Source organism: Aeoliella straminimaris (assembly GCF_024054565.1).
GTDB lineage: Bacteria > Planctomycetota > Planctomycetia > Pirellulales > Lacipirellulaceae > Aeoliella > Aeoliella straminimaris.
The window spans coordinates 138617-151154 of sequence record NZ_JAMXLR010000092.1 but is presented as its reverse complement, the minus strand read 5'-3'; the positions used below and the strand labels follow the sequence as shown (position 1 = coordinate 151154).

Annotated in this window: 7 protein-coding genes; all 7 read left to right on the top strand. The window is 58.4% G+C overall.

Annotated features, from left to right (window positions below):
• Positions 1-38 precede the first annotated feature (38 nt).
• The 7 genes from NG895_RS26440 to NG895_RS26410 all read left to right on the top strand — a co-directional run bounded on the left by NG895_RS26440 (position 39) and on the right by NG895_RS26410 (position 12468).
• On the top strand, positions 39-1073 hold the full coding sequence (locus tag NG895_RS26440) for a DUF1559 domain-containing protein (RefSeq protein WP_425267270.1): 1035 nt from the start codon (positions 39-41) through the stop codon (positions 1071-1073).
• Positions 1074-1140: 67 nt separating this feature from the next.
• Positions 1141-1620, top strand: coding sequence for a hypothetical protein (locus NG895_RS26435; RefSeq protein ID WP_252855567.1), 480 nt, complete (start codon positions 1141-1143; stop codon positions 1618-1620).
• A gap of 227 nt (positions 1621-1847) precedes the next feature.
• Positions 1848-3782, top strand: coding sequence for a glycoside hydrolase family 97 protein (locus tag NG895_RS26430; protein WP_252855566.1), 1935 nt, complete (start codon positions 1848-1850; stop codon positions 3780-3782).
• A 108-nt stretch (positions 3783-3890) separates the two neighbouring features.
• On the top strand, positions 3891-7514 hold the full coding sequence (locus tag NG895_RS26425; protein WP_252855565.1) for a carbohydrate-binding protein: 3624 nt from the start codon (positions 3891-3893) through the stop codon (positions 7512-7514).
• A gap of 53 nt (positions 7515-7567) precedes the next feature.
• Entirely contained in the window at positions 7568-9637 is a 2070-nt protein-coding gene (locus tag NG895_RS26420) for an alpha-L-fucosidase (protein ID WP_252855564.1), read from the top strand.
• 410 nt (positions 9638-10047) lie between these two features.
• Entirely contained in the window at positions 10048-11070 is a 1023-nt protein-coding gene (locus NG895_RS26415; protein WP_252855563.1) for a DUF1559 family PulG-like putative transporter, read from the top strand.
• A 438-nt stretch (positions 11071-11508) separates the two neighbouring features.
• Positions 11509-12468 (top strand): alpha/beta hydrolase, encoded by a 960-nt coding sequence (locus NG895_RS26410; RefSeq protein ID WP_252855562.1) that lies wholly within the window; start codon positions 11509-11511, stop codon positions 12466-12468.
• The last annotated feature ends 70 nt before the right edge of the window (positions 12469-12538 follow it).

Below are 12538 nucleotides of genomic sequence, written 5' to 3'. Positions count from 1 at the left end.
TGCCCGTCCACCGTTTTCCAGGAGCGAATAGGATGTCCATGCCAGACCTTCCCCATTCACGTATGCGGCAGAGTATTCGGCCAGGTTTCACCTTGGTCGAGTTGTTGGTCGTGATTGCCATCATCGGCATTCTCGTCGCGCTGCTGCTACCTGCGGTCCAAGCGGCCCGAGAAGCTGCCCGACGGAGCCAATGCTCCAACAACCTCAAGCAAATGGGGTTGGGAATCCTCAACTACGAATCCGCCATGTCGGAGCTTCCACCAGGTTCACAAATCAAGACGCCCGACTATTGCGGCAACAATGGCGAATGCCGTGGCATTCCCATGTTCATCCTCATCATGCACTACATGGAAGAAGGCCTGGTTCCCGATATCCTCAAGCAACGACTGAATGCACGCGAGGGCAACGGCGGTGCGTGGGGTCTCATCGCCGCCCAGTCAGGCGATGACGCTGGCAACACGCGCATCGAAACTTACGTATGTCCCAGCACGACCATGTGGCCCGGAATCCTGCCGCGCCGCGACTACGCCGGTGTCGTGGGAGGGCTGGGCGATCCCTCCATCACCCAGCATCCCCGCGCCCCAGAGGACGTGAGGCAGCCAACGGCTACGAATTTCCGCGGCCGGGTGTTTACCAATGGTCCCTTCAACATGGGAGTCATCGTGCCACTCCGCCGGGTGCTGGATGGAACGTCGTCGACGTTCGCCGTGGGCGAATCGGTCAGTGCGACCCGCTACGGCGCCGGCGATGGATATGGCACCGACGAAGGGGGGCCTGGTGCCTGGTGGTTTGGTGGCAGCTGCAATACCAACTTCAAGAGCAACTACTCGATGCACTCGATTGGCCGCTTCCTGCTCAGCACCTACAAACCGATCAACTCGCATCTGACGGATCCCCAAATCAAGCCGGAGCAATCCAACGATGTCTGTTTCAGTAGCGATCACCCCGGGGGAGCTCAGTTCGTGTTCCTGGACGGACATGTTGCTTTCATACAAGAGAGCATCGACTACAACGTGTACCAGTACTTGTCGAGTTATGCAGGTGCTGAACTGATCAACTCCGAAGAACTGTAGCCGCTCGCCCTTTCAGCTGCCGTTCGGCAGTATCGCGTTACCCGACAGGCGGAATTGCCCAGTAACCATGAAGACATTCCTTAAACCACGCTCTCTGTACCGTTCGTTTGCCCTCCTGTTGGTGGCCTGCTGTTTCGTGGCCGTTGCGGGGTGCGGTCCCGACTCCAACGTCGCCCCCGTGTCAGGTACCGTGTCGTTCGAAGGCAACAAGGTTGCCGAAGGTACCGTGACGTTCTATCCTACATCGGGAGGCCGGCCAGCCACGGGCACCATACAACCCGACGGCACTTTTACCTTGTCGACCTTCGACCCCAAGGACGGTGCCATGATCGGAGACCACAAGGTTGCCATCGAAGCCCGCCAACTACCGAAAGCCCCCCCTGCTCCAACCTCGCTCGAGGAGGAAATCGCGGGAGGTTCGCCTGTGCCTGTTGGTAAAGTCACCATCAAGTGGCTGGTGCCGGAAAAGTACGCCTCGGCCCAAACTTCTGAATTGACCGCCACGGTAAACAGTGGCCAAAATCAAATCGACTTCACCCTACCATGAGGCTATTGTTCGGCGCCATTTGCGTCCCCTGCACCAGCCGCAGGCCAAATTGGGGCTGCAACTATTCAACCTTTCGTAGACACGGACCTAACGGCGTCTGTTGCGAGAAGAGACCAACACCTCAGCGATTCAAGGACATTCGAGTGCCATTTTCACAATATTCTGCACCAGCGAGTCGAGTTGCGACGCGTCAGAACAAGGTTGCCAGCAGCAGTACTCACTATCTCATGCTTTGCCTGCTTCTATTGGCCTGGTGCGATCTCGGTTGCCTGCCGGGACATGCGGCGTCACTACAGTCACCCAATGGCCAGATTCAACTCGAATTCGACGTCGAGCAGCAGGGCGATAAGTCGCAGCTCAAGTACAACATCGCGTTCGCTGGGCAGCCGGTCCTGCAAGGCGCAGAGATCGCATTTCGAGGCGAAGATGGCTCCGCCATCGGCCAGCATGTTCAACTGCAGAACGTATCGGAAGTCAAGTCGCATGACAGCACTTGGAATCCTGTCTACGGCGAACGCAGCACCGTGCGGGACCACTACAATTCCATTCGCACACAGCTCACCGACAAGGCGACGGGACACGTCATGCGAATCGAATTTCGCTGCTACGATGCCGGCGTTGCCTATCAGGCAACGTTACAGGCGCCCGCCGCCGACGAGCCCATCCGCATCTCTGCCGAAGCGAGCAAGTTTCGCTTCACAGGCGATCACATCGCCTGGTGCGCCACGAGAGCCCAAGACAGTTACCGCCAGCGACGACTCAGCCAGATAAGTGGCCGGGTTGAGCGTCCGCTGACGATTGAACTGAACGACAGCTGTTACGCGGCCATCGCCGAGGCGGGGCTGGTCGACTACGCCACGATGCAGCTGCGACGGGACCAACAAGATCCCCACTGTGTGGTCAGTCAGCTTGGCGGCGGTGTGCAGAGCCACGGTAAGCTGCAGACTCCCTGGCGGGTCGTCATGCTGGGAGCCAGCGTAGGCGAACTGCTTGAAAACAACGACCTGATACTCAACCTCAACGCGCCCTGTGCGATCGAGGATACTTCGTGGATCAAGCCGGGGAAGGTGATTCGCGAGATCACCCTCACCACCGCTGGCGCCAAGGCTTGTATCGACTTTGCTCACGAGCACAACTTCCAATTCGTGGAGTTCGACGCAGGGTGGTATGGCCATGAGTACTCGGACGACTCCGACGCCACGACGGTTTCGCTCGACGAGAAGCGTTCGAGTGGGCCGCTCGACCTGCACTGGGTAATCGACTACGCGAAGCAGCGCGATATTGGCATCATCGTGTACGTCAATCGTCGGGCCCTGGAACGTCAACTGGATGAGATCTTGCCGCTCTACAAGAAGTGGGGCATCGCTGGCGTGAAGTATGGGTTCGTGCAGACGGAGTCGCAACGATGGACTCGCTGGCTGCATGAAGCGGTCAAGAAGGCGGCCGCGCACCAGTTGATGGTCGACGTGCATGATGAATACCGTCCAACCGGTTTCTCGCGAACTTACCCCAACCTGATGACACAGGAAGGCGTCCGAGGCGACGAGGCCACTCCTTCCAGCAGCCAGGCTATCACCACCTTGTTCACCAGAAACCTGGCCGGGGCGGCCGATCACACGATCTGCTATTTCGATTCCAGGGTTACCGCGAAGTGGTCGCACGGGCATCAACTGGCCAAGGCGGTTTGCACCTACTCGCCGTGGCAGTTCATGTACTGGTACGACACGCCATTGGCGGCCGAAGCGGATGGAATGCCCTCGAGGAGCCGAATTGTTGACTCCCCCGAACTCGAGTTCTTCGCCCAGGTCCCCACGGTCTGGGACGAGACGCGAGTCATTCGTGGCGAAATCGGTAAATACGCGGTCATCGCACGCCGCAGCGGCCAAGACTGGTTCGTCGGCGCCATGAACTCGGGAACTGAGCGAGAGTTAGAAGTGCCCCTCGACTTCCTGACCGACTCCACCAGCTACAAGGCCCGCGTGTACAGCGACGATCCCAAACTCGACACCCCCACGCGGGTACGCATCGACGAGCAACTAGTCGACTCCGATGCAGAGCTCACCATCGATCTGCAGCCTAATGGCGGGCAAGCCATGTGGCTACGGCCGGTGGATTCGTCCGACGTCGCGGCACACCCTCCGTCTGCCCAGCCATCTCGATAGCATGGCATGAGCCATAAATAAATGCGCTCGCTCTGCAAAGGTGGTGGCGCCGATGGTCCAGCAGGGACCACCATGAGCAAACAACTTGGATTGAGGCGGAACAGGGGAATGTCACATCCCACACGTTTGAGATTCGAGTCGCTGGAGGCCCGCCACCTGCTGACTACCTTCTACGTCGATGACGATGGCGGCGATGATCTGCAGTCTGTTGGATCTATCGGGCAGCCATTCGCGACCATCTCCCGCGCCATAGCGTTTGCTCAGCCTGGCGATACGGTCTCAATCCGCGCAGGGGTCTATCGAGAACAGGTCGAGTTGCTCAGGTCCGGCACCGAGGACGCCCCCATCGTGTTCGAAGCGCATCAGGGTGAAGAGGTGCTGATCACGACCACCGAGCCGCTCACGGGATGGACACAGCATTCGGGCAACATCTACAAGGCGACGTTCGACTCCTCCGTGCGGGGGCGCAACGGAATGACTCTGTTTGTCGATGGCGTTTTGATGAACGAGGCTCACTGGTCCGACCAGGGCAGTAACGTCGACGAACTCAACAAGGACGAATGGGCCAAGACCGACGGCGATTCGCTAACCACCATTCGGGACAACTCACTGGTCGGCCTGCCGGATGACTACTGGGACGGCGCTTTTGTTCATGCGCAAACCGCCAACTGGTCGCTTGAATCGAAACGCATCATCGATTTCGATGGTGCAACCGGCACCATCACCGTTGCCTCGTCGTTTAGCTACAATCCTGACTCGGGAACGCGGTTTCTGATCTACGACCATCTGAACGCCCTCGATGCCCCCGGCGAGTGGTACTTCGACGACGACGCCAATACGCTCTACTTCTGGGCACTCGGAGGAGGCGATCCTGACGGCTATGACGTAGAAGTCAAAATTCGAGACGAAGCGTTCGATCTCAACGGGCATCACTACATCGAGATCAAGGGCATCGACTTTCGCGGGGGCGACCTCGACATGGATGGCTCCAGCAACATCCTGCTGCAGGGAGCCCACATCATGGCCCCCGACCGTGGCTTCGGCCCCGAGGGCAGCGGCGGTGCCAGGGCCCTGATCGTCACGGGCAACAACAACATTATCCGCGATAACGAGTTTGAACACGTCTGGACTCCGACGGCCGATGTCCGGGGTGCGAACAACCAGATCGTCAACAACTATTTCCACCACATCGGGTACAACAACTCCAACTACGCCGCTGCGCGGCTGGACGTGGCTTCGTCTGGAACCTTGTTCAGCCACAATACGATAACCTTGGTGGGTCGATCCGCAATTGGCGGGGCAGGTGGATTGCGGTCGGTCATCGAGTACAACGACATTTCCGAAGTCGGCCGCATATCCGACGACGTGGGAGCGCTGTACTTCGGCAACAACTCCTTGGGCAACATGGTGGTTCACCACAACGTGATCCATGACAACTCGAACCCCGAGGCGTGGGGCATTTACTTCGACAACCTCTCGTCGGACGTGGCCGTGCACCACAACATTACGTACAACGTCACCCGCGGCGGTCTGGCGAATCTGTCAAATAGCTACATCCTGTGGTTCAACAACACCCACTACGGCGACTCGCTGGGCGTCACCGCTTTTCGCAATCCCAACTCGCCAGACATCGCGGCCGGCTCGCGGTTCTACAACAACATCCTGGCGAATATCGACTCCGAACTGACAGGCGCTGGCGATCCAGCCATCGCCACTCACAACTACTTCAACGTCTCCGCGTCGAATTTCGTTAACGCCGGCAGCCGAGACTTTCGCCTGAAGAGCACCTCCGGAGCGATCGACTTTGGACGGGAAATTGCCGGCATCACGGACGGGTTTGCGGGCATGGCGCCCGATGCCGGGGCGTTGGAATTGGGCGAAACCATGTGGGACTACGGCCACGATTTCGCTAATCCCCCTTACCCTGTCTACGAATGGCAGCGTGTTCCCTGCTCCAACCAGATTGTGAATCCCGGCTTTGAAGCCGGAATGGCCGGCTGGACCATCGCCGCGGGCGCGCCAAATGCGATTGTTGGCAATGCCTGGAACTACCGAGACGACGGCCTGGCATTGTTCGGTAACTACGCGCTTGAACTAGCACCCGGCGACAGGATCGAGCAGACAATTGCGGGGCTGGGCCCCAACACCATGTACGAAGTGTCGGCCCAGGCGCGGTTCGCCCACGATCTGCAACTGGAGGACTACGACGCTTCATCGGGATCGTTCACGACGGGCACGAAGCGCAACGAGTCGTATCTCGGTGACATCGATGCTGGCGAGTGGGTGCGGTTTGACAATGTGGACTTCAGCAGTGGCTCGTCGCTCTACGATCGAATTGAGATCGGCACAACGCAGAATAGCAGCTTGAACGTTGAACTGCGGCTCGACAATCCGTTGAGGGGCACGCATCTGGGCACACTGAATGTTCCCAGCCGCGGAGAGCCCTGGTACATGACCCGTGAAGACATTGCCGCGGTGACCGGCGTGCACGACCTGTATGTCATATTCGTTGACGGCGGCGGATCCAATGGCAAGTTCGATCGCATTCGCCTGCTCGACACCAACACCTCCGATCGCATTACTTTGGGAGCCTTGGGCTACGACCATCTGGGCAGTGGATCGTCCATTGAGGTTGGCGGCGCCTACTGGAAGAGCGCCTCCGATAGCTTCACCTTCGTAACCGGTTCGAACGCCACCAGTGCCACGCTGTTGATTGAGAACAACAGCAGCACTTTCAAGGGTTACGTCGACTTCGTGGCCCTAACAGGTGCAGCCTACCAGGCACCTCAGTCAACGGTACTGGAGCTGGTTGTCGACCCTACTACAGGCCGCACGGCGCTTCGCAACGGCACCTCGGCTCCGATTACTTTCCACGCGTACACTATTTTCGATTCGGCGCCTTCGCTGCTGCCGGACGATTGGTTTAGCCTCGAAGACCAGGGCTACGATGGCCAGATCTGGTTTGAAACCCCTTCGACCACCAGCCAGGTGACCGAGCTGTCGCGGGAGGGAGAGACCACCCTTGCGCCAGGGCAACTCGTCTACTTGGGCGCGTTGGCAGATCCCACATTGGTCCAGAATCTGACCTTGCAGTACTACAACTTTGAAACAAGTACCCAAACGACCGGAGCGGTACTGCTGGTGGATCCCGGTGTTCCCCTGCTGCCGGGCGATTACAACGGCGACGGCACCGTCGACCTGGCTGACTACACGACCTGGCGAAACCGTCTGGGAGCCTCGACCGAATCGTTCCAAACAGCAGACGGCAACGGCGATGGTGCTGTGGATAATGCCGACTACCGACTTTGGAAGCGTCAGTTCGGCGCGAGCCTTCCTCAGCCCAACATCTCGTTTACGAGCGAGACCAGCATCGGCCAACCAGTCGCTTTGCAGGTGGACAGCGATGCTCAAGTCAAGAAAGCTGCTGCGCCGCCCGCTCCGATGGTCGCCAGCACCGGCCTGCTGGGAAAACTGGTTGTCACCGGGAGAACCAGCGCCCATCATAACAACGTTAGGAGGGCCTTTCACCTGCAGGCTGCTGACGCAGCGCTTGCGTCAGATGCTGCGGGCAGCGTTCTAAGGTACCCGCTCCTGCACCCATGCCGGAAGGTTACGGAATCTAGTGAAACAACGACAGCCTTGGCCTCCATCGAGCTACCCAACCGCGATGTCGACCAGTGCGAACAGTTAAGAGACTTGGCCTTCGGCGATTGGTGCCTGCAAGGTTTCTAATTCGCTGGGGCGTTCCCGCGTTCAAACGACATTTTCCTGATTGGCAATAGGTCATGAAATCGATCCATTCAGTACTCGGCTGCGTCTTGCTGCTCACAGCATGCGGCGTACCTTACGTTCATGCAGAGGAATCGATCGCCGGCGATCGTGACCAGCGGATGGAATGGTGGCGAGACGCCCAGTATGGCATGTTCGTCCACTGGGGTTTGTATTCGGGCCTGGCCGGAGAATGGGACGGCAAGTCGCTAGGATCCTCCGGCAACATGGAGTGGGCGCAGCACCGCGCGAAGGTCGATACCGACACCTATGCCGAGCAAGCCATCCCGCTGTTCAAGCCGAAGCAAGGTTTCGCCACCGAGTGGGCGAGGCTGGCCAAACAGGCGGGCTGCAAGTACCTGGTGTTCACCACCAAACACCACGATGGGTTTGCGCTGCACGACTCACAGGTGAGCGATTTCGACGCAGGGTCGGTGCTCAATCGCGACCTGGTGCGTGAAATCGTCGACGCCTGTCGAGCCGAAGGCCTGAAGGTGGGCTTCTACCATTCGGTGATCGACTGGCATCACGACCAGTTCGCTTACGCCGATTCGGAGAAGATTCCCCATCCTTTGCGAGGGCAGCCCTATCCGAACGGCACCCGGGACCACCAGAAGTACATCGACTATCTGCACAAGCAGACCGAGGAACTGGTTACGGGCTACGGGCCCATCGACATCTTGTGGTGGGACTACAGCGTGGAGGACTTCCAGGGCGAACAGGCGTGGGACGCGTTTCGCTTGATCGACATGGTCAAGCAACATCAGCCGCAGGTAATCATGAACAACCGCTTGTTCCGTCGCCCCGAAGCGGGCATGACGGGAACGTCGAAGAGCGACAAGACCGCTTCGATCGACCCCACGTATGGCGACTTCATGACGCCGGAACAGCGGGTACCCGACACCGGCATGCCGGACGTCGACTGGGAGACCTGCATGACAATGAACACCACGTGGGGCTACAGCAAGCATGACCACAACTGGAAATCCACGGAAACCCTCCTGCATACATTGATCGATGCCGCCTCCAAAGGCGGAAATCTGCTACTGAACGTCGGGCCGATGGCCGATGGCACAATTCCCCAGCAAAGCGTCCAGCCTTTGAAAGAAGTTGGCCAGTGGCTCGCAACCAATGGCGAAGCCATCTATGGCACCACCGCCAGTCCGATCGCTGCCCCAGAGTGGGGACGTATCACGGCGAAGCCGGATCAAGGTGTGTTGTACCTGCACGTTTTCGATTGGCCCGAAGATGGACGGCTGACACTCGAGGGCCTGCCCAATCGGTACTCCGAACCGATGGTGCTCGATGGCGAACAGCAAGTTGCCATTGACAATAACGGGAGCAATAGGGCCCTCGACCTATCGCAGGTCAAGAAGAACGACCTGGTGACGGTCATTCGTCTGCAGGACACGCAGCAAACGAGCACACGGCAAACGGCAGACAAGCCGCCGGCAGAGACCAACAAGCGGCTCCATTCGGATGGTTCGGCCTGGGGCTACAAACACCACGAGGACAACGACTCCAAACTTCCGCGAGTGCTGTTGATTGGCGACTCGATTCTCAACGGCTATCGCAGCCACGTCATTAAGGAACTCGAAGGCGAGGCCATCGTAGACACGTGGGTCAATCCACACTTTCAGTCCGAACAGTTCAACAAGCTGCTAGGCGAACAATTGCAGCAGGACACCTACGATGTGGTGCATTTCAACATTGGCCTGCATGGCTGGCAGGAAGGTCGCATTAAGCCGGGTACGTTTAAACCGTTGACGAAAGCCATGGTAGAAGTGATCCAGGCCAAGCAGCCGGATGCAAAATTGATCTGGGCCAGCAGCACCCCGGTTACGGTCAAAGGAAAGCCGGAGCAACTCGACCCAGAGATCAACTCGGTGATTGTCGAACACAATCGCATGGCGGCAGAGGTAATGGACGAAATGCAGGTGCCGGTCAACGATTTCTATGGCCTCCTGGTGAAGCGACTCGAACTCGCCCGCGGGGACCAGTTTCATTGGCAAGGTCCCGCGTATAAGACGCTCGGCAACCAGACCTGCAAGGCCATCCGTTCTGCGCTTGCGAAGCAATCCGAGTGAGCCTTGCGGCACCGCCGTCCGTCCGTGGCAGGCTGCAACTTGCGGCACGCCCAGCGTTCGCTGACAATAGAGTCCCACCCGCCGGCCGATTGCTTCCCACCACGGCCGCTCCCCCCCAGCCACACCAGCAGGCGTGACGATTCCCGCTCCGTGGAGGACCACTTGAACTTGGCGCGGAATGTCGAAATGAATGACACGCCTGTCGCTCACATCGACACCACTCGGCCAGTGAGCGAGTAACTTCGCCAGGTCACGGCCGACTATTGCATTAATTCAAGTAGTAAATCGTCTCCGAACATCGACAATGCGACCCTGGATGGCTTTAATGACATGTTAATGGCACGCCACTTGCCATGTCGTCATCGCACTTGGATCCAGTGCGACATAGATATTCAGGAGCCTCCGCATAGATGCCCGCTTTCCCGAACCGTAAGCCTCGAGCTTTTACCCTCGTTGAACTTCTGGTGGTCATCGCCATCATTGGCATCCTGGTCGGGCTGTTACTGCCCGCAGTACAGGCCGCCCGCGAGGCCGCGCGACGCAGCCAATGCAAGAACAACCTGAAGCAGTTGGGCCTGGCGGGGCTAAACTACGAAAGCACCCGCAAACATTTGCCGCCTAGTGCGCTGCTCGACCTAAGCGTCACCAATACGTCCAACAATGGGTCGTGGGGCGTGCACGGCCGGTTGCTCGACTACATCGAGCAGGCCCAGCTTCACGATCTGGTGAATACCGAACTGGCTTGGGACGGCCAACAGGCGATTCACGATGTGCGGATCGACGTATTCCAATGCCCCAGCGACCCTAAGGCCCGCGAGTCCCGCCCGTTCGACGATGGCAAGCCCACCCTCTGGCCTACCAATTACGGATTCAACTTTGGCACTTGGTACGTGTTCGATCCGAGCACGAAGAAAGGCGGCAACGGGGTATTTTACCCCAATAGCAACCTGAAGCTGGCTCGCATCACCGATGGCACCAGCAACACGCTGCTGGCCGCGGAAGTCAAAGCGTGGACCTACTACACCCGCAATGGTGGCCCCGCTAGTACAGACATTCCCAACACCGTCTCGGACGCTATCGCGATGGTAAACTCGGGCGCGCAGAAGAAGACCACCGGCCATACCGAATGGCCGGATGGGCGAGTACACCACACCGGTTTTACCGCCACGCTCGCACCGAACACGGAAGTGCTGGTTCAGGACGATAGCGGCACGGAAGTCGATGCCGACTTCAACTCCTGGCAGGAAGGCAAGAACGGCAGCGAAGGCAGCCCGACTTACGCCATGATTACCTCGCGTAGCGAGCATCCCGGCGGCGTGCAAGTGGCCATGGTCGATGGATCGGTGCAAACGGTGAACAACGACATCGACCTCTTGGTGTGGCGCTCGATGGCTACCCGCGATGGTGGCGAAACGCTGCAGGCCGATTTTTAGAGCGACCAGAGCACAGTACTCTGGTTATCTTCGATCGCGAGTTCGCTCATCGCCACACGGCGCCCCATGTTGGGAACAGGAACACACCGGAACGCAATTTCCGTGCCACCGCTCGCGTCCAGATGTCCACATCCCATGTGAATTCTGTACGCATTCGCGGCAAATACGCTTTCTCGCGCACAGAATCTCTGTAAGAGCAAATATCAAATACTCAAAGCTACTCTCGGGATACTCCAGCCTCCAAGTAGCGCAGTAAGTTGTTCCCCACGGCCCGCTCCGCAATAATGGAGGGGCATCTTCGTGACTGACCGCTGGGGCATTCTTTCTTACTGGGTCAGCAGACTCATTCTCATATCCATGGGGGATGTTATGAGCCTAAATGAGGAACGTGCGCGCAGGGGCTTTCTGTTTAAAGCATCTGATGGAGAGTGGCTGTATATGTGCGAGTGGATGCCTGAGGGCGATCCGAAGGCATTCGTGCTGCTGCTGCACGGCTACACCGAGCACTCTCAGCGGTACGAGCATGTGGCCGAATACCTCAACAACAAGGGGTACGCCGTGCTGGCCTTCGATCTGCGCGGACACGGAATGTCGCCCGGACCCAGGGCTTACTTTACGTCGTTCGACCAGCATGTGGCGGATGCTCAGCACTTTGTCCGCTGGGTAAACAGGACCCACAAACCACGCTGCCCAATTTTCCTGCTGGGCAGCAGCATGGGGGGACTGATTTGGACGCTACTGGCGATTAAGCAGCAGGATCTGGCCAGAGGCATGGTTCTCAGTAGCGCGCTGTTTAAGCTGGGCAAGGACTTTTCCTTCTGGCGGGTCGTCGGCGCCAAGCTGATGACCCTCGTATGGCCCAAGTGCCCCGTGTCCAGAATGCCTGTGAAAAGTCTTTCGCGTGACCAGAGCGAGATAGCGAAGTACAAGTCGGACCCATTGGTGCATCACGGCTCGATCAAGGCCGCTACAGGTGCGGCCATTGCAAAGACTTGCAAGCAGATCGGACGCCAAGCGAAAGGAAATCTAAAGATCCCGCTATTGGCGATGCATGGGCTGGAAGACAAAGTTACCGCTGCGAAAGGCTCCAAGGAGTTGGTGGAGATTGCCAGTCGATCCAACCAATACGCCCCGTTCGCAGACTGTTACCACTTGCTGTTTCACGAACTGCCGGAGGTACAAGAAGAAGTGCTTGCGACAATGGAGTCCTGGTTCGAAGACCGAATGCGCGTGGCCGGCCCTCCGCATGCAGACATGCAGACGAAAGCCGCTCCAGAGACACGTTCCCAAGGGCCCGCGCGTCAAACTTCAGCCGAGAGCGCGGCCGAAGGGTTATCGGCAATGCGACTGGGAAGCTTATGGGCTTTCCTGCGTCGCAGACCTCGCTATCGCCGATAGCTGTGGAGATGGACTAATCCCAGCCGTTGAAGAGCAGTTCGTTGAGTTGGGTGGCTTTCAAGTCGCTCAA

Excerpts from the sequence above, each read along its gene's own strand:
- NG895_RS26435 (WP_252855567.1), top strand. The coding sequence starts at position 1,141 with ATGAAGACATTCCTTAAACCACGCTCTCTGTACCGTTCGTTTGCCCTC.
- NG895_RS26415 (WP_252855563.1), top strand. The coding sequence starts at position 10,048 with ATGCCCGCTTTCCCGAACCGTAAGCCTCGAGCTTTTACCCTCGTTGAA.
- NG895_RS26420 (WP_252855564.1), top strand. The coding sequence starts at position 7,568 with ATGAAATCGATCCATTCAGTACTCGGCTGCGTCTTGCTGCTCACAGCA.
- NG895_RS26430 (WP_252855566.1), top strand. The coding sequence starts at position 1,848 with ATGCTTTGCCTGCTTCTATTGGCCTGGTGCGATCTCGGTTGCCTGCCG.
- NG895_RS26440 (WP_425267270.1), top strand. The coding sequence starts at position 39 with ATGCCAGACCTTCCCCATTCACGTATGCGGCAGAGTATTCGGCCAGGT.
- NG895_RS26410 (WP_252855562.1), top strand. The coding sequence starts at position 11,509 with ATGTGCGAGTGGATGCCTGAGGGCGATCCGAAGGCATTCGTGCTGCTG.
- NG895_RS26425 (WP_252855565.1), top strand. The coding sequence starts at position 3,891 with ATGTCACATCCCACACGTTTGAGATTCGAGTCGCTGGAGGCCCGCCAC.